This is a genomic window from Variovorax sp. PBL-E5 (assembly GCF_901827185.1).
Taxonomy (GTDB): domain Bacteria; phylum Pseudomonadota; class Gammaproteobacteria; order Burkholderiales; family Burkholderiaceae_C; genus Variovorax.
In genome coordinates, this window is the sequence record NZ_LR594671.1 from 5,315,083 (window position 1) to 5,332,359 (window position 17,277).

The window sequence follows — 17,277 nt, forward strand, 5'->3', positions numbered from 1 at the left end:
TCATTCTCCTGACGCGGACCGGGCCGCAACATGGATGGGCTTCGATGCGATCACGATAGGGATCGCGGGCAGGCGGCGCACTCCGGGTCTTGGGTTCGAATCCACGCGGCCGGGCAGCCGGATCGGACGGCGAACCTGTTCGATGGCATGGAGCAAAGTCAGGTGCAGCACGTCGCGCTGCGCATGGCTGCCGCCCAGGCGATGGACCCAGGCCGGCAGGCCGGCGAGCAGGTTGATCGCGCGCGCGTGGTCGCCGCGGCCGAAGGCCATCAGCGCGCGGCAGGCCGGCAAGCCCAGCAGGCGCGTGGTCTTGCCGTGACGCGTCGGCAACGATTCGCGGACCGCCAGGAAACGCTCCATGCGCCGTGCGCTGGCCTCGTCACCCGCGCCGACGAAGGCCAGCATCGCGTGCAGATCGGTGAAGCTGCAGAACGCATCGTCGATGCGCGGCGACCAGGCCTGCGCGAGTTCTTCCCAGCGCACACCCACGTCGTGGCCGCGAAGCTGCAGACGCCACAGCAGCGCGGACGCATCGATGAGATCGGCGACCCCGCCGGGCCGGCCGGGCCTCACGCGCTGGTCGTAGATCGCCAGCGCATCGTCGACGCGGCCCACCTCGATCAGGAACAACGCCAGGTGCCACCAGCAATGCGTGGCGACGACGCTGTCCTCGGACCAGCAGGCCCGGTGCGCGTCCATCCAGCGCACGCCCGCAGCGGCACGGCCGGTCATCTCGAAGACATGCGCCATCACGTGGTGCGCCCGCGCGTCGAGCGGGTTCGATGCCAGCGCCGCACGGGCGACGCTTTCGGCACCTTCGCAGTCTCCGCACTCCACGAGACCGAAGGCGTGCATCGACAGCACCGCGTGGTGGCCGGGCATGCCGTCCGACCAGGCCGGCAGCACCTCCGCGAGGCGGCGGCTCAGGCGCTCGGTGTCGCCGGTCAGGTAGTCGAAGGCATGCGCCGCATGCAGCGCCAACGCATCGTGCGGATGCTGGCGCAACAGCTCCGCCAGCGTCTCGCGCGCGAAGTCGTAGTCGTCCGCCAGCACACCGGCGATCGCCGCCAGGTGGGTGGCCTCGCGCTCGTTGGCCGGAAGGACGGCCGCGTGCTCCAGCACCGCCTGTGCCGAGCGCACACGCTTCGGATCGCGGCTGCACAACAGCGTGTAGGCCTGCAGGATGTGCGGCATCACGAACGCCGGCGCCTGCGCCATCGCCTGCTCGAGCGGCGTGCTGGCGCCGCTGCGCCAGGCCAGCGTCGCGGCCAGCGCGCTTTCGTACAACGCCAGTGCGGCCGGCGTGGCGCCCGTGATGGCGAGGCCACGCGAATCGAGTTCGCTCATGACGCGACCTCCCGCTGCGCGCCACCCGCCGGCACGATGTTCAGGTTCATGCGGAACAGGTTGCCCGGGTCGTAGCGCTGCTTGAGCGCCTGCAGGCGCGGGTAGTTGCTGCCGTAGCTCGCGGCCACGCGCTCGGCCTCGTCCTCGGTCAGGAAGTTGACGTAGCCGCTGCCGGTCGCGTGCGGCGCGGCGTCCTCGAAGGCCTGGCGCGCCCAGGCGCGCACCCGCTCGTCGTCCCGTGCATCGGACCAGCGGCCGTGCACGTTCATGATGAAGCGCACGTCGCGGCCGACGAAGGCCGTGGCCGCCGGATCGACGCGCGACATCGCACCGCCCAGTTGGGCCACGAAGACCTCGCACTCGGGTCCGGGCAGATGCGCCGCGGCGGCCATGATGACGTCGAGCGCCGCATCGCTCAGTGCGCTGAAGTTGTTGGACTTCCAGTAGTTGCGGCCGCCCGGCGTGAGCAGCGGATCGAAAGCGCCCTGGAAAGCCGCATACGGTGTCGGCCCGAGATGCGATGCCAGCGGCGTGCCGAACTGCAGCACCGGCGCCGCGGCGCGTTCGCCTTGCGCGATGTCGCCGCTGTAGACCAGCGGGAAGATCACGACCTCGGTGCCATGCGCCGACGCCGGAATGAAGGGCAGTGGCGGCGCCTTGCGCATCACCGTCCACACGCTCAGTTCCTCGGGCGCGCCGGCGCTGAAGTCGCGCCATGCGCGCAGCACCTGCCGCGCCTGTGCGAACGGATAGACCACCAGACCGGCGTAGACCTCGGGCCCGACCGGATGCAGTTGCAGCTCGAACGAGGTGACGACACCGAAGTTGCCGCCGCCGCCGCGCAAGGCCCAGAACAGATCGGGCTGCGCGCTCGGCGAGACCGCGTGCTCGGCGCCATCGGCCGTCACCACCGTGGCGCTCAGCAGGTTGTCGATGGTCATGCCGTGGCGGCGGCTCAGCCAGCCGAAGCCGCCGCCGAGCGTGAGGCCGGCCGCGCCGGTGGTCGAGTTGATGCCCAGCGGCGTGGCCAGACCATGGGCCTGCGCTTCGCGATCGACATCGCGCAGCAGGGCGCCCGGGCCGACACGCGCGGTATGGGCCGCGGCGTCGATGCTGACGGCGGACATGCCCGACAGGTCCAGCATCAGGCCACCCTCCGCCACCGCATTCCCGGCGATGTGATGGCCCCCGCCGCGCACGCTCAGGAGCATGCGATGGGTCGCGGCGAAGCGCACGCCGGCCTGGACATCGCCGGTGCTCAGGCAGCGCGCGATCAATGCGGGATGGCGGTCGACGGTGGCGTTCCAGACCCGGCGCGCTTCGTCGTAGGCCAGGTCGCCGCGGCGCAGCAGGCCGCCGCTGATCTTCAGCGCGAAGGTGTCGACGACGGATTGCGGGACTTGCTGGGCCTTCTTTTCCAGCGTAAGGTAAGACAGCGATTGCATGGTGTGCTCCTCGGTGAAAGTGGTTTCGGGACGGAATCGATTCTGAAAAGCACGTGCGTTCGCCTTGCATCAGCGGCGCGCCTTTCTTGTTTCGTTTGTTTCACGCGCTGCCTGCGCCGTGCACGACGGCCCCGTATCGATCTACCCTTTCAAGTCACCAGGGAGAGTGAGCGAGGAAGAGGAGGGTTCATGAACCCGAAGGCCCAGATCCTGGTCGTGGACGACGAGCAGGAGATCCGCGAAGTCATCGTCGAGTACTTCGTATCGCATGGCTATGACGCCATCGGTGCCGCCAGCGCCGACGCCGCGCGATCGCTCGCGGCCGAGCATCTGATCGATCTGGCGCTGGTGGACATCCACATGCCCGGCGAGGACGGCCTGAGCCTGGCGCGCCATCTGCGCGAGCGCTACGCGCAGGTCGCGATCGTGATGCTGACCTCGGCCGACACGGTGGTGGACCGCATCGTGGGCCTGGAGATGGGCGCCGACGATTACGTGTCCAAGCCCTTCGATCCGCGCGAGTTGCTCGCGCGCGTCCGCAGCGTGCTGCGCCGCACTTCACTGTCACGCCGCGCCGAGCTGGGCGCCGAGCGCGTGCGGATCGGCCGCTGCGTGCTCGATCTGGCAGCGCATCGCCTCACGGACCCGGAAGGGGCCGAAGTGCCGATGTCGCCGCTCGAGTTCGACCTGCTGAAGGCGCTGGCCGAACATCCGAACCGCCCGCTCTCGCGCGAACGGATCCTGGATTCGACCGGGCAGCGCGAATGGGCACCGTTCGACCGCAGCGTGGACCTGCGCATCATGCGTCTGCGCAAGAAGGTCGAGCCGGATCCCGAGCATCCGAAGTACATCCGCACGATGCGCAACGCCGGCTATGTCTTCCTGCCGAACGGGGAGTGAACACCATGAAGACCTGGCTGCGCCGCACACTGCTTTCGTGCGCACTCGCAGGCATCGCGCTCATGTTGGCGGGCTGCGTGCGCGAGCCCGAACCCGCGCTGCGCATCGGCACCAACGTATGGATCGGCAGCGAACCGCTCTACCTGGCGCGAGAGCTCGGGTACCTGCCGCCCAAGACGGTCCAGCTGCTGGAGTACCCGTCGGCCAGCGAAGTCCTGCGCGCGTTTCGCAACCAGGCCATCGACGGCATGGTGATCAGCCTGGACGAGCTGTTCGGGCTCGCGGTGGAAGGCATGATGCCGCGCGCGATTCTGGTGGTCGATGTGTCGAACGGTGCCGATGCGATCGTGGGCCGCGCCGGCATGAAAACGATGAAGGACCTGCAGGGCAAGCGCGTCGCGGTGGAGAGCGGCGCGCTCGGCGCGTTCGTGCTGAGCCGGGCGCTGGCGCTCAACGGCATGCAGGCGAGCGATATCACGGTCGTGCAGATGGAATCGAACGAGCAGCCCAGCGCCTTCGGGAAAGGGCAGGTGGATGGCGCGGTGACCTTCGATCCGTACCGCGCCCAATTGCTTCAGAACGGCGGCGCGACGCTCTTCGACAGCACCCGGATCCCGGGCGAGATCGTCGACATGGTGGTGGTGCGGCAGAGCGTGCTCGACAAGCAATCCAAGACCGTGCAGACGCTGCTGGTCGGCTGGTTCAAGGCCATCGACTACCTGCAGCGTGAGCCCGCCGACGCGGCCCGGCGGATGGGCATCCGGCAGCAGACCACGGGCGAGCAGTATCTCGCGGGCCTGCGTGGCCTGCACATCCCGTCGCGCGAGGAGAACCTGAAGATGATCGGCGGCGCGGCACCGGAGCTGGTACCGGCCGGACGCCGGCTCATGGACCTGATGCTGCAGGCGAAGCTGCTGCCCGTCGGTTTGAAGATCGAGGAAGTGCTGGCACCCGCGCCGCTGGAAGGCCTGCCGCCGTGAAGCTGCGCGTGTCGACCTCGCTCAAGTTCACGGTGCCGCTGATCCTGCTCGGCTTCGCCGCGGCACTGAGCACTTTCATTCTTCTCTACCACGTCCCCCAGGCCGAGCGCGCCACCGAGGATCGCAGCCGCGAGCGGATCACGCAGGAGATGTCGCGCCTGCAGAGCACGCTGGAGTACCTCTCGCTCAAGGGCGACCTGGTCACCGCGCAGCACGAGATCGCGGTGCTGGCGCACAACCATGACATCGTCTTCGCGGTGCTGACGAACGAACACAACATCGTCGTCGCCGCGACGCGAAGAGCATGGCTCGGCAGGCCGGTCGCGGAGGTCCTGCCGGCCTTCGATTTCGGCCAGGCCGCGGGCGCCATCCGCGAGCATCGCGCGCGAGTGACGCAGGACCCGACCGGCACCGAGCTGCTCGCCTACGCCGGCATCCTGATGGGAAGCCCCGGGCGCGCGGAGTTGCGTCCTTCGCAACGCGGCAGCCTGTTCCTGGCCTCCGACCTCGCGGGGCCCAGGGCCGAGGCGCGCGCGCAGGTCATTCAGCAGTCGCTCTATTGGGGAGGATGCGTGACCGCATTGGCCTTGACCATGTGGCTCGTGTTTCACTTCCTGCTGACCCGCCGCACCGCGCGGCTGGTGCATGCCGCAGAGCAGCTCGCCGCCGGCAACCTGTCGGCACGCAGCCGCCTGCGTGGCAACGACGAACTGGGCCGGCTGAGTCGCGCCTTCGATGCGATGGCAGAGAAAGTCGCCGACACGCAGACCCGATTGCACCACGACATCGCCGCGAGGGCGCGCGTGCAGCAGGCGCTGCAGAACAGCGAAGCCCGGCTGCAGCAGATCCTCAACAACACGACCTCGGTCGTCTCGGTCAAGGACACGCGGGGTCGGTTCCTGTTCGTCAATCGGCAATGGGAACATCTGTTCCATCTGCGGCAGGCCGAGGTGCTCGGCCGCACCGTCGACGAGGTGCTGCCGGAGATCAGCGCCCAGGCCCTGCGAACGAACGACCTGGCGGTGCTGGAGCGGAACGGCCCGATCGAGTTCGAGGAGACCGCGCCGCTCGACGACGGCCTGCACACCTACATCTCGATCAAGTTCCCGCTGCACGACGCCGGCGGCACGGCCTACGCGGTGTGCGCCATCTCCACCGACATCACCGAGAAGAAGCGATCCGCGGAGGAGCTGGCACGGCAGCGCGAAGCCCTCTATCAACGCGAGAAGCTGGCCGCGCTCGGTTCACTGCTGGCCGGCGTGGCGCACGAGCTCAACAACCCGCTGGCGGTGGTGGTGGCGCGCGCGGTGCTGCTGGAGGAACAGGGCGATGCCGGCGCGCGGGCGATGGCGACCAAGATCCGCGTCGCGGCGGAGCGATGCGCCCGCATCGTGCGCACCTTCCTCGGCATGGCCCGCCAGCAACCGCCCGAACGCGGGCCGGTGGCGATGAACGACGTGGTGAGCGCGGCCCTGGACATGGCCGCGTATGCGATGCGCACGAGCGGCGTCGAGGTGGTGCTCGATCCGTGCGACGACCTTCCGCCGATCCTCGCCGATGCCGACCAGCTGCACCAGGTGCTGCTCAACCTGCTCATCAACGCGCAGCAGGCCTTGCAGAACCAGCCCGGGCCGCGCCGCGTCCTGCTGCGCACGCGCCACGATCGAGCGGCCGGGCGGGTCTGCGTCACGGTCTCGGACAACGGGCCCGGCATTCCGGAGCCGCTGCGTGTCCGCGTGTTCGAACCTTACTTCACCACCAAGCCCACGGGCATCGGCACCGGCGTGGGACTGGCCGTCAGCCTCGGCATCGTCGAGGCGCATGGGGGCGAACTCACGGTCGAGTGTCCGCCGGGCGGCGGCGCCGTGTTCACCATGGCGCTGCCCGTCGGCCCTGCGCACGCGAGCGGCATCGGTGCTGTGCCCTCACCCACCGCGAAAGCGAAATTGCGCAGGATCCTGATCGTCGATGACGAGACGGAGATCCGCGAGACGCTGGCCCAGATTCTGATCGGCGCGCAGCACTGCGTTGTCGCCGTCGAATCCGCGCACGACGCGCTGGAACGCATGGCGCACGAGCACTACGACGTGATCCTCACCGACATGCGCATGCCCGATCTCGATGGGCGCGGCCTGTACAGGGAGATCGAGCGCCGCTGGCCGCGGCAGGCCGAGCGTGTCGTGTTCGTGACCGGCGACACCTTGTCCGCGGCACTGAACGACTTCGTCCAGGACAGCGGCCGGCCGGTGATCGAGAAGCCCTTCCTGCCGAGCGACGTGCGTCGCGTTGTGGCCGAAGTGGCGGCTGTCGAGAATTGTTGATCGAATCGTCGCGTTGCAGCTATCGCAAGCGCGGTGCAGCGACCGGCGCGCGCACAGGCAGCCTGACGTTCCAGGCCACGAGCACCACGCCCAGCAGGCCGATCAGCCCGATGCCGGGCGCGCCCACGTCGATCGCGGCGCGCAGCCCCCACGCGGTGGCCGAGATGCCGAGCGCCATGGCGATCGCGCCCATCAGCAAATAGCCGATCAGGAAGATCGCCGACAGCGTGCCGGCGCGGTGGGCGGGCGACGCACTGGCATTGATCATCGTCAGGCCGCCGCGGAACTGCAGGCTGTAGGCTGCGCCGCCGAACGCGAGGCCGACCAGGAAGACCGGCAGCGAATGGTCGTTGGCCGACAGTGCGAGCAGCCCCATGCCGGCCGCGGATGAAAGCCCACCGAGCACGATGCTCGTGTTGGCCGAGAGGCGCTTCGCTGCAAGCGTCACCGCGCCGGTGACGGTTGCGAAGAGCGCGATGGCCGCGCCGTTGACGAGCGCGTTGGCGGAGCCGATGAGGTCGTGCGCGACCTGCGTACCGAGCGACAGGAACAGCGCGCCCAACGCATAGCCGCCCGTCACGGCGACCGCGGAAATCGCGAAGGGCCAGCGGATGCTCTTGGGCACGCTCACGGCGCCCGGCCGCCAGCGCGCGGCACCGTCGGTCGCGGCATGCCGCGGCAGGAACCAGGTGGCGCCGAACAGCGCGGCAAGCACCGCGAAGAGCACCCAGAAATTCAGATGGGTCGGGAACGGCGCGTACTGGATCAGCCCGCCGCCGATCAGCGTTGCGGCCGCGAGCCCGACCGCGGTCGCGATGGTCGCGACCGCATTGGCTCGTTCCGACTGACCGGCCGCGCTGAACTCCACCAGCGCCGCGGTGGCCGGACTGGTCGACAGGCCGACGCCGACGCCCATGAAGAAGCGCCCGACGAAGATCCACGCCACGCTCGGCGCGGCAGCGAACAGCAACACGCCCAGCAGCGAAGCGGCGAGGCCGAGCAGCATCGTCGCGCGGCGCCCGATCTGGTCCGACAGGTTGCCGAACAGCAGCAACGCCGCCACCACCGTGATCGGATAGACGGCGAAGATCGAGGTGATCACCGTCGGCGTCAGATGCCATTGCGCGGCGTAGAGCGGATAGGTGCACGCGGGCGCAGCGCTGGTCCAGAGGGTGTGGCCGACGACGGCGGCCGAGACCCAGAAGCTGGCCCGGCGGCCGAGGGTGAACGAGGCGCCGGCAGTGGCGAGGGTTGTCATGGTCTGGGTTCCTTGGTCGGCGCTCACAGCGCCGTCTTGCCGCCGTTGACGCCGACGATCTGGCCGGTGATGAAACCTGCCTTGTCGGAGGCGAGGAAAACGATGGTCTGCGCGATTTCCTCGGGCTTGCCGGCGCGCTTGGCGGGCACGCCCGCGATCAGGTTCGCCAACCGGTCGGCATTGCCGGTGAAGCGGTTCAGCATGTCGGTGTCCACCGGGCCGGGCGCGACCGCATTCACGCGCACGCCCGCGGCCGCGCCTTCGAGCGCCGCGGACTTGGTCAGGCCCTCGACCGCGTGCTTGCTGGCGACGTAGAGCGACGCGCCCGCGACACCACGGCTGCCCATGGTCGACGAGAGGTTGATGATGCTGCCGCTCTGCTGCGCCAGCATCACACGCAGCTCGTGCTTGAGGCTCAGCAGCGTGCCGAGCACGTTGGTGTCGAAGGTGGCGGCATAGGTCTCGGCGGATTGCGCCGTCAGCGCGCCGGGAGTGCCTTCGGTGCCGGCGTTGTTGATCGCCACGTCGAGCCGGCCGAAGCGCGCCACCGTGCGGTCGACGAGCTGCTGGACTTCAGCCTCCAAGCGCACGTCGACGCGCACGAACTCGGCCTCGTTGCCGAGCGCGCGCAACTCGGCGGCGAGCGCCTCGCCGGCTCCCTCGCGGCGGCCCGAGACGACGAGGCGGGCGCCCTCGCGCGCAAAGGCCAGTGCGGTGGCACGGCCGATGCCCGTGAGAGCGCCGGTGATGAGGACGACGGGAGCGGACATGGTGATTTCCTTCGCGGGATCGTTGCGGCTTGGGCTGCCGGTTTGGGCTCTTAATATGGACGACCGTATTAAATAAGTCAAGCTCGAATCACAGACTTTTACGGAACGGATTCGGCTGGGGGCAAGACCGGCAGCGCCGGTCGAACGATCCGGCAGCGGCGGTCGGCTTCCCGGATCAGCCGCAGTCGGCCAACGGCTCGGCCGAGCCGGTGCGGCGCAGCACCATCGTGAACAGGATTTCCTTGAAGCGCTCCAGCGGCACCGTGCTGCGCTCGGCCTTGGAGAGCAGGTTGGCGCCCTGCATCGACGACACGATGAAGGCCGCCACCTCGTCGCAGTCGAGGCCGGGCGAAAGCTCACCAGCCTTGACAGCCGCGCGCAAACAGTAAGCGAGCGCCAACCTCACCTCGCCGAACACCTCGAGCAGGCGCTGCCGGATCCGCTCGCTGTGGTCGGAGGCCTCGGCGGTGAAGTTGCCGTACAGGCAGCCGTTGCGCATCTGGTCGCGGTTCAGCCGGTCCTTGGCGGCGTCGATGTAGGCGCGCAGGCGCTGCAGCGGCGGCAGGGCGTCGTTGCGCAGCGTCTGCTGAATCGTCTCGGCGTTGCGGGAGCGGTAGAGCTCGATCACCTCGAGGCCGAAGGCCTCCTTCGACTCGAAGTGGTTGGTGAACGAGCCCTGCGGCACCCCGGCCGCCCGCACGATGTCGCGCACGCTGGCATTGGCAAAGCCATGCGCATGGACGACCTTGAGGCCTTCCGTGAGGATCTTTTCTCGGTGGGAATGCTTGGGCATGAAATCAATATAGCCGTCCGTATTGGATTGTCAAGCGGGGCCTGGCGCCATCAGACCATGACCCCACAGGTCATCGACCCCGCGCGGCCTCTGGGCGACAGTGGACCCAAGCCGGCACCGCAGGGGTTCCGGCGGCAACCAGAAAAAGCACCCTCATGACGAACGGTTTCGACATCCTCCCCCTCGCCGTCGGCCTCCTGATCGGCATCGCCGCCTTGGGTTCCTGCATCGGCATCGGCATCGTCGGTTCGCGGCTGCTCGAAGGCACCGCGCGGCAGCCGGAGCTCAAGGACACGCTGCAGACGCTGTTCTTCCTGATCGCCGGCGTGACCGACGGCGCCTTCATCATCGCGACCGGCATCGGCCTGTGGTTCGCGACGGCCAACCCCTTCAAGGGCTGACGAGCCGCAGGCGCGTCACGTCAGCTCACATCGATGGAACGATCAGCGCATGCCGATGCGCGCATCGCCGAACAGCGCCTTCAGCTCGCGCGGCTGCGAGCGCCAGTACTGGGGCGGCGCCTCGACCTGCCCGCCGAGCTCGGCCGCCGCGCGCCAGGGCCAGTGCGGCTCGAACAGGATCGCGCGGCCGAGCGCCACCATGTCGGCGCGCCCTTCGGCCACGATCGCCTCGGCCTGCTTCGGCTCGGTGATGAGCCCGACCGCGATGGTCGGCAGCCCCACCTCGGCCTTGATGCGCTCGGCCAGCGCCACCTGGTAGCCCGGTCCGAGCGGAATCTTCTGCAGCGGCGACACGCCGCCCGAGGACGCATCGATGAAAGCACAGCCGCGCGCGGCCAGCGCGCGCCCGAAGGCCACCGTCTGCTCGATGTCCCATCCACCCTCGACCCAGTCGGTGCCCGAGATGCGCACGCCGACCGGGATGCGCTCCGGCACGACCGCGCGCACCGCGTCGAACACTTCCAACGGAAAGCGCATGCGGTTCTCCAGCGAACCGCCATAGGCATCGGCGCGCTGGTTGGCGATCGGCGACAGGAACTCGTGCAGCAGATAGCCGTGCGCCCCATGCAGTTCGATCGCGTCGATACCGAGCGCCACCGCGCGCTGCGCTGCGCGCGCGAAGGCCGCCTTGATGCGCGCGAGGCCGGCCGCATCGAGCGCGAGCGGTACGGGCTCGCCCGGCGCATGCGGCAGCGCGGATGACGCGACCGTCTGCCATGCACCTTCATCGGGCGCGAGGCACTGGCCGCCATCCCAGGGCGTGTGGCTGGAGGCCTTGCGGCCTGCGTGGCCGAGTTGGAGCGCGACGGGGATGTGCGAATGGCGGCGGATCGCTGCCAGCACGCGGGCCAGCGCGGCTTCGTTGTCGTCCGAATAGAGGCCGAGGTCGCCGAGGGTGATGCGGCCGATGGCTTCGACGGCGGTGGCTTCGATGACCAGCAGGCCTGCGCCGGAGAGCGCGAGCTGGCCCAAATGGATCATGTGCCAGTCGGTGGCGCTGCCCTCCTCGGCGGAGTATTGGCACATGGGGGAGACCATGATGCGGTTGCGGAGGGGCAGCGGGCCGAGGCGATGCGGGGTGAAGAGGGCGCTCATGGAGTGGGCTTGGTGGGGAAGGAGGATTTATATCGAGGGTTCGTGGGGTGTGCTTGCGAAGGGGCATGGGGGCGGTAAGCACCGATTCCACGATAAAATCCGAGTGATAACTCGCATTGCTCATTCCCTTTTGGAACGTCGACATGACACGCAGGGCACTGACAAAACCCAGGAAGCACGCCTCTCAAGAGAGATCGCGCGCGACGGTCGACGCGCTGGTTGAAGCGACAAGTCGCATTTTGGTCAAGGAGGGCTACGACAAGGCCAGTACCAATCGGATCGCCGCGGAAGCGGGCGTGAGCATTGGCTCGCTCTACCAGTACTACCCCAGCAAAGAGGCACTCGTTGCGGCCGTCATCGATCGCCACAATCAGGACATTGCGCGAATCGTCCGTGCCGCCATGGAGGAAGTCGCCTCGCAGCCGGTCGAGAAGGCGGTGCGCAGGCTTGTCGCCGTGGCCATCGAGGCGCATCGCATCGACCCCAAGCTGCATCGCGTCCTTGCAGAGCAGATCCCGCGCACGGGACGCCTTGAGAATGCAGCAGGCTTCAATCGTGAAAGCCATTCCTTTTTCGTGACCTATCTCAAGACTCACCGTGCCGAACTCCGCGTGACCGACTTCGAACTTGCGGCCTTTGTGTGTGTGACGGCCATCGAAGCGCTGGCCCATACTGCCGTGCTGCACCGCGCTGAAATGCTCTCGGATAAGGCGTTGAGAACGCTTGGCGACGAGACTGCGCGCCTCGTGGTCGGTTATCTGCAATAGTCGTGCTCCCCGGAAGAACCACGCTGCTTCAAATATCACTGCGCTGCCACAGGCTTCCTCTGGAGAGACGATCAGCTTTCCATCCGGCGTATCGATCATCCGTTGCCAGTGCAAGACTTCGGATATGGGCTGACCTTGGGCGATATAGGCTTCGCGCACTTTCTCGATGTCGTCGGTACCGAGATGCATGATGTGCCGGCCTGTTGCGAGATCACATCATCAAGCTGCGCGGTGATCAGACTTGCTTCCTCTCGAGGCTTTCGCACCCAGTAATCTTTCTGTAGACGCCCTGAGCGATCAACTGGTGATCCTGCGTCAATTCCAGGGTCACGGACCCATTCTTCCCGAGGTCCGCATGCGAACGCCAGAAAAGCCATATGCCCGCTGCCATGAGAGCGGTGCCGGGCCAGATCGAGAATGCCGGGAGGTGGTAGTTCGCCGAGCTGAAAGCGGGCGAAGCGGCGACCACCAGCGGGATCCCGACCTGGCACAAGCCGACGAACACCACCAGCGACTCATCCACGATGGTGGCATTGCTTATCGACCTTTCACTCGACGGCAACCTGAGCTTGAACGCTGTGCGTACAGCCACATAGGCGGATATGCCCATGAAGAAGACGATGATTGAAAGTGTGGACGGCATGGTTGATTGTCTTTGCGTATGAATCTGCGCATCGCATTCAGGTCGAGGCTTCGAGAAAGTCCGTGATTCCATCCCGGCTCGGGGTGATGCCTTTCAATTGAAGAACGGCGCCGGCATTGCCTCGGTGATAGTTTCCGTGCAGGCATACATGCAGAATGATTTCACCTCGCGTCATGCGGGCGGGCTTTCCGCTGGTGAAGACGAAGTCGATCGGCTGCTCAAAATCGTTCTCTTCAAGGCTACTCACATAAGAGACGTACCAGTCGTCGACTTCCCGCGTGCTATTCGCGAGTGTCTGAAGTTCCGGCATCTCTTCAGACCGCGCCGCGCGAAACGCATGAGGCAGTCCTTGCAGGTGATGCTGGAAGATTCTGTCGACCACGTGGATATGGTCCAGGATGCGAAACATGATGGAAGCATCCTCCGGGCTCAGTTGACCGAAATTCCGGTTCGCCGCTTCATAGAGGCCGCTGTCGGCCCATCGCTTCATGGCAACAAGCTGTGCGTAAGGTTGACGGAGCACGAGAGGTGCTCCTGCGTGATGGGGTCCCGCTCCACGGATCTGTCCTGTCGATGAAATTTTCCCGACGCTCATAGCTACTCCCGTTCAAGTGCGTTGTGTGTAGAAATAATACGAGCGACCGCTCGTATTTTCTACTCGCATTCGGAACACCGGCATGGCGCGCGAGCCACCTGACGAGACACGCAAGCATGCCTCTCACAGCTCGCATTTCGGTCTGCAAGACGATCATCGGCGCGATTGAACAGTTCGAGGAAACACGCCTGCTCGATGTCGCGATGAACCGCGCCACGCTGTGGCTCGGGCCCTCTTCGCGATGGGCAACGCCACTGATCGAGCGCGTGCGAGCGCAATTGAAGCAGTTGCAGGTGGAGTGGTCGGACATGGGCTGACCTGGCCAACGATCATGAGGATCTTGAAGAGTCGACTCGACGCGGTCTCACCGCCGCAGTCCCGCACACCCCCTTGCCGGGTCGATACCGCGCTGCTGCGGCGCCAGCCGGCACAGCAGCGAGTTGGTCGCGAAGGCGAGCATGGCGGCAGCGGTGAGCAGGATGACCTGCCCTCCGGGCTGGTTGTCGGATGCGTTGCGAACCTCAGGCATGGGCCGCCACCACGACCAGCGCCCAGCCCAGCAGCGCGACGCCCAGCGGCGCGCTCAGGCGCCGGCCCCAGGGCATGTTCTTCTCGATCGCCATCACGGCGGCCAGCACCAGCATCCAGCCCAGGCTGCCGGTGCCGAAGGCGAACATCAGCAGCATCAGCGCCCAGCAGCATCCCACGCAATACAGGCCATGGTGCGCGCCCAGCAGGAAGGCCTGGCGCGCGGGCGCCGGGCCGTGCCAGCGGGCGATCACGAAGCCCAGAGGCGTGCGGCATTTGTCGAGGCACCGGTACTTGAGCCGGCTGAACTGGAAGGCGCCGGCCAGCGCGATGACGGCCGCGCCGATCAGCCAGCCATGCCAGGCCAGCGTGGGTGATTTCGCGAGCACGGACAGCAGCGCCGTGTGCAGCCCATGGGCCAGCAGCCCGAAGGCGCCCCACGCCGCCATGTAGCCGAGACCGAGCAGCAGCATCAGGCGGCGATGGTCCGCGCGCCGCGCGGTCATCCGGTCGAACACGTCGAACAGGGGCAAGGTGGTGGGCAGCATCATGGCAGCGGTCATCAGTACCCAGGCAAGGGCATAGAGCAATCCGGGCAGCCACCATTCGCCGGCGGGCAGGGCGCGGCACAGGAAGGCGGCCGGGCCTGAGGCCATCCAGTCCCCGTGCTCGAGGTAGCGTCCCCAGGGGCTGCGCGCCCAGGCCCACAGCACCACCCACGCCAGCACGACCAGCGCAGCCAGCAGCGGCAGAAACACTCGGCGGTGGCGCGCGGGGCCGGCCAGCGGTACCGCACGCGCGGCGGCGGGCATGGCGGGGCGCTCAAGCGTCGAACACGAAGGTGCTTTGCAGCGCGTTGTGGTTCTTGATGTCCAGGTCGATGCCCAGGGCGGCGTTCTTCGAGCGGTAGGTCGGCGCCTTGCCGACGAAGACCGGCGCGCCCGGCACGGTCGAGAACACGGTGTCGGACAGCACGGTCTGGCCGCCGGTCGCGCCGCGGTAGGGCTCCAGTTCGGCGTAGTAGTCGCTGCCGATCGACAGCTTGCCGCTGCCCTCGTTCACGTGAAAGTCGATCTTGGCGCGCTCCACCGACACCACGGTGCCGATCAGCTTGGCGAGATCGGCGATCGGCCCGCCGGCCTGGCCGGTGTAGACCTTGAGCAGCATCTCTTCCTGCTCCTTGGAGGCGTTGTCGTCCACGAAGATCGCGGCCGTCCAGTTGCCCTGCAGGATGTTGCCGGGCACATGGGCCACGGCGGCGATGGTGTTGCCGCCGACGTCGAGGCCATCGACCGTGCCCTTGTCGATGCGCCAGGCGACGATGGTGTCGCAGGTCCCGTTGTCCGGATCCTCTCCGATCCAGCACGGACACAGGACATTGCAGTTGCAGACCTCCAGCAGACGACCTTCCAGGTGATAGCTCATAGCAAGCTCCTTGTGCGTTGAATGGCCAGCCTCACTGACTCGGAACTTGTCGCCGCGGCTGAGGCGGCAAGGAGAAAAATGCTACGCCGCCGCGCGGGGCGCGTCCATGTGCCAGATGGCCGAGGCCCCCGGGGCCTGCTGCGAACCGGCGGCACGGACCGTTCGACCTGGCCGTCCGAGGGGACGGGCGCGGCGGCAGGCGGCGAGAAATGGGCAAACCATTGAATTCAAGGATTTGCAATGACCGCCTGTGCACTGCCTCTGTCCGACCCGCCGAGACCGAGCGCGGGACGCGCGACCTGCCGTCGTTTTCCGCCACCGAGCTGGCCTCGGACATGCAGAAGATGACCCGCACGGTGATGGCACGAGGCGCGGTAGTGATCACGCGGCATGAGTAGCCGTCGATGGTGCTGATGTCTCGATTCACGTTGCCCGAATCCCATCGCTTCGTAGCCTTCTCCGGCCTTGGTAGCGCATTCCGCCGGTTCCCTCCACGGAGGCTTGTCCAACACCTGCCTTCAGGCTGTTGTCGCGCTCGGCGCTGTCGTGGCGCACGGGCAGGTATGGGACAACCCTCGATCAGGGCGAGGCGCTCGCGTTCTACGTCGACAAGCTCGGCTTTCGCGTCCACACCGATGTGCGCAACGGCGACTATCGCCAAGGGCGCGATGCCGCCGCTGGTGCTGACCGTGGACCACTGCCGCACCGCGTACGAGCGCATGCGCGCCGCGGGCGTGGAGTTCACGCAGGAACCCACGGACCGCTACGGCGCCGTGGACGCGGGCTTTCGCGACCCGTCGGGCAACGGCTGGAAGATGACCGAGCCGCGCCGCTGCGGCGGCACGGGGTCTACGACTTGAACGACTTCGCCATGTCGACGATGGCCTGCTTGTCGAAGGCATTGATATCGTCGATCAGCTCGTTGGTGAAGAGGCGGTTCGGGTCACCCAGTTGGTCGGCGAGCTTGGGGTCCTTGCTGCTTTCGGCGGTCATCTCGATGTTGGTCTTCCACTCGGAGAGCGACGACGCGCCGATGCGCTGATCGGGGTCGTCGGGGCGGCGCATCCAGCTGTTCCTGCGGTCCTTGAGGATGAAGGCGAGTTCCTTGCGCGCATCGTCCTCGCTGCGGCCCTTGGGCTTGCTTTCGGGATACACCGCCCAATGCAGGTCGATGCCCGCGTTGAGGTTGTTGTAGGAGAAGAGGGTGGACTTGGCGATGCCCTGGAACAGCGCCACCAGCGCCTTGCGCTCCTTCTTGAGAAGGTCGCGCGTCACGCACAGCCAGCCCGATCCCACCTGCGCGAACTTCGGCGTCAACGGCACATAGCGCAGCTGGGTGCCCACCAGCTCGATGCGCGCGGCCGCGGTGTCGAAGGCCACCAATGCATCGACGCGGTCGTTGTCGATCGCCGCACCGGCCGGCGCGCCGTCGCCGATGGCGATGTATTCGCACTTGTCGTCGCTGAGTCCCAGCTCGGCCAGCATGGTCTTGGTGACCACGATGCCGGCGTCGCCCTGGTTGCGCACGCCGATGCGCTTTCCGGCCAGATCCGCCGCCGTCTTGATCGGACTGCCCGGCTTGACCACGATCACGTTGGCATTGCGCGGCAGCCACTTGTAGACGCTCACGAAGTCGAGGCTCGGGTCCTTGGCCATCGCCGGCAGCAGGATGCCGGGCACCGCGGGGCCGAAATCGACGTGGCCGGCGCGCAGCATCTGCATCGCCTGCGTCATGCTCGACATGTTGACGTACTCGACGTCCACGCCATGGGGCTTGTAGAAGTTGAGCCGCGGGTCCTGGCCCGCGGTCACGAAGCACTGCTGCGGATCATTGACCGCGGCCGTGTTCGCCACTCTCATGACTCGCAGCTTCTGCGCCAGTGCCGGCAAGCTGCCGGCGAGACCGAGGGCACCGAGGCCCAGGCCGAAATCGCGTCGCGTCCACATGG

18 protein-coding genes and 1 pseudogene are annotated in these 17,277 nt (G+C 67.3%); 7 read left to right on the plus strand and 12 right to left on the minus strand.

The genetic code is table 11. The annotated features are described in order from the left end of the window. Together WDLP6_RS25875 and WDLP6_RS25880 are read right to left on the minus strand one after the other, a co-directional pair. On the minus strand, positions 1–1,347 hold the full coding sequence (locus WDLP6_RS25875) for a tetratricopeptide repeat protein (protein ID WP_162594664.1): 1,347 nt from the start codon (positions 1,345–1,347) through the stop codon (positions 1–3). After that, positions 1,344–2,792: an FAD-binding oxidoreductase gene (locus WDLP6_RS25880; RefSeq protein WP_162594665.1), complete on the minus strand. Its 1,449-nt coding sequence runs from the start codon at positions 2,790–2,792 to the stop codon at positions 1,344–1,346. Before WDLP6_RS25880 ends, WDLP6_RS25875 begins: the two co-directional genes overlap by 4 nt. A 189-nt stretch (positions 2,793–2,981) precedes the next feature. On the opposite strand from WDLP6_RS25880, the gene WDLP6_RS25885 reads away from it, so the two are divergent. From WDLP6_RS25885 to WDLP6_RS25895, 3 genes are read left to right on the plus strand one after another with little or no spacing between them, the layout of a single operon-like run. Next, positions 2,982–3,692, plus strand: a complete 711-nt coding sequence (locus WDLP6_RS25885) for a response regulator (protein ID WP_162594666.1) — start codon at positions 2,982–2,984, stop codon at positions 3,690–3,692. A gap of 5 nt (positions 3,693–3,697) precedes the next feature. After that, entirely contained in the window at positions 3,698–4,672 is a 975-nt protein-coding gene (locus WDLP6_RS25890; RefSeq protein WP_162594667.1) for an ABC transporter substrate-binding protein, read from the plus strand. Next, on the plus strand, positions 4,669–6,993 hold the full coding sequence (locus tag WDLP6_RS25895; protein ID WP_162594668.1) for a hybrid sensor histidine kinase/response regulator: 2,325 nt from the start codon (positions 4,669–4,671) through the stop codon (positions 6,991–6,993). Before WDLP6_RS25890 ends, WDLP6_RS25895 begins: the two co-directional genes overlap by 4 nt. Positions 6,994–7,012: 19 nt before the next feature. Here WDLP6_RS25895 and WDLP6_RS25900 read toward each other — a convergent pair whose 3' ends face one another. The 3 genes from WDLP6_RS25900 to WDLP6_RS25910 all read right to left on the minus strand — a co-directional run bounded on the left by WDLP6_RS25900 (position 7,013) and on the right by WDLP6_RS25910 (position 9,814). Beyond that, positions 7,013–8,251 carry an MFS transporter gene (locus WDLP6_RS25900; protein ID WP_162594669.1) on the minus strand — a complete coding sequence of 413 codons (1,239 nt, stop codon included), beginning with the start codon at positions 8,249–8,251 and terminating at the stop codon, positions 7,013–7,015. Positions 8,252–8,274: 23 nt separating this feature from the next. After that, the gene (locus WDLP6_RS25905; RefSeq protein WP_162594670.1) at positions 8,275–9,021 is read right to left on the minus strand and encodes an SDR family NAD(P)-dependent oxidoreductase; all 747 of its coding nucleotides are present in this window, start codon (positions 9,019–9,021) and stop codon (positions 8,275–8,277) included. 175 nt (positions 9,022–9,196) lie between these two features. After that, a complete protein-coding gene (locus WDLP6_RS25910; RefSeq protein ID WP_162594671.1) occupies positions 9,197–9,814 on the minus strand; it encodes a TetR/AcrR family transcriptional regulator in 618 nt (205 codons plus the stop codon). 155 nt (positions 9,815–9,969) lie between these two features. On the opposite strand from WDLP6_RS25910, the gene atpE reads away from it, so the two are divergent. Beyond that, a complete protein-coding gene (gene atpE / locus WDLP6_RS25915) occupies positions 9,970–10,215 on the plus strand; it encodes a F0F1 ATP synthase subunit C (RefSeq protein ID WP_162594672.1) in 246 nt (81 codons plus the stop codon). Positions 10,216–10,257: 42 nt separating this feature from the next. On the opposite strand, the gene WDLP6_RS25920 is transcribed toward atpE, so the two are convergent. After that, positions 10,258–11,370, minus strand: coding sequence for an NADH:flavin oxidoreductase/NADH oxidase (locus WDLP6_RS25920; RefSeq protein ID WP_162594673.1), 1,113 nt, complete (start codon positions 11,368–11,370; stop codon positions 10,258–10,260). Positions 11,371–11,513: 143 nt separating this feature from the next. On the opposite strand from WDLP6_RS25920, the gene WDLP6_RS25925 reads away from it, so the two are divergent. Next, entirely contained in the window at positions 11,514–12,137 is a 624-nt protein-coding gene (locus tag WDLP6_RS25925) for a TetR/AcrR family transcriptional regulator (RefSeq protein ID WP_162594674.1), read from the plus strand. 235 nt (positions 12,138–12,372) lie between these two features. Here WDLP6_RS25925 and WDLP6_RS25930 read toward each other — a convergent pair whose 3' ends face one another. Together WDLP6_RS25930 and WDLP6_RS25935 are read right to left on the minus strand one after the other, a co-directional pair. Further along, positions 12,373–12,780, minus strand: a complete 408-nt coding sequence (locus WDLP6_RS25930) for a hypothetical protein (RefSeq protein ID WP_162594675.1) — start codon at positions 12,778–12,780, stop codon at positions 12,373–12,375. 37 nt (positions 12,781–12,817) lie between these two features. After that, positions 12,818–13,303, minus strand: a complete 486-nt coding sequence (locus WDLP6_RS25935) for a DinB family protein (RefSeq protein WP_162594676.1) — start codon at positions 13,301–13,303, stop codon at positions 12,818–12,820. Between the two features lie 188 nt (positions 13,304–13,491). Between WDLP6_RS25935 and WDLP6_RS25940 the strand changes: the two genes are divergently transcribed. Further along, on the plus strand, positions 13,492–13,692 hold the full coding sequence (locus WDLP6_RS25940; protein WP_162590692.1) for a hypothetical protein: 201 nt from the start codon (positions 13,492–13,494) through the stop codon (positions 13,690–13,692). A 47-nt stretch (positions 13,693–13,739) separates the two neighbouring features. Here the strand turns inward: WDLP6_RS25940 and WDLP6_RS25945 are convergent, their stop codons facing one another. The 3 genes from WDLP6_RS25945 to WDLP6_RS25955 are packed head-to-tail and all read right to left on the minus strand — an operon-like array spanning position 13,740 to position 15,328. Then, positions 13,740–13,904 carry a hypothetical protein gene (locus WDLP6_RS25945; RefSeq protein ID WP_197910256.1) on the minus strand — a complete coding sequence of 55 codons (165 nt, stop codon included), beginning with the start codon at positions 13,902–13,904 and terminating at the stop codon, positions 13,740–13,742. Continuing rightward, the gene (locus WDLP6_RS25950; protein ID WP_162594677.1) at positions 13,897–14,715 is read right to left on the minus strand and encodes a DUF2182 domain-containing protein; all 819 of its coding nucleotides are present in this window, start codon (positions 14,713–14,715) and stop codon (positions 13,897–13,899) included. Before WDLP6_RS25950 ends, WDLP6_RS25945 begins: the two co-directional genes overlap by 8 nt. Positions 14,716–14,725: 10 nt before the next feature. Further along, a complete protein-coding gene (locus tag WDLP6_RS25955) occupies positions 14,726–15,328 on the minus strand; it encodes a DUF1326 domain-containing protein (RefSeq protein ID WP_162594678.1) in 603 nt (200 codons plus the stop codon). Between the two features lie 541 nt (positions 15,329–15,869). Here WDLP6_RS25955 and WDLP6_RS25960 point away from each other — a divergent pair. After that, positions 15,870–16,188 (plus strand): annotated as a pseudogene (locus WDLP6_RS25960) (VOC family protein). Here the strand turns inward: WDLP6_RS25960 and WDLP6_RS25965 are convergent. Beyond that, positions 16,178–17,275 carry an ABC transporter substrate-binding protein gene (locus WDLP6_RS25965; protein ID WP_162594679.1) on the minus strand — a complete coding sequence of 366 codons (1,098 nt, stop codon included), beginning with the start codon at positions 17,273–17,275 and terminating at the stop codon, positions 16,178–16,180. The pseudogene WDLP6_RS25960 and the gene WDLP6_RS25965 overlap by 11 nt on opposite strands. Positions 17,276–17,277 lie beyond the last annotated feature (2 nt).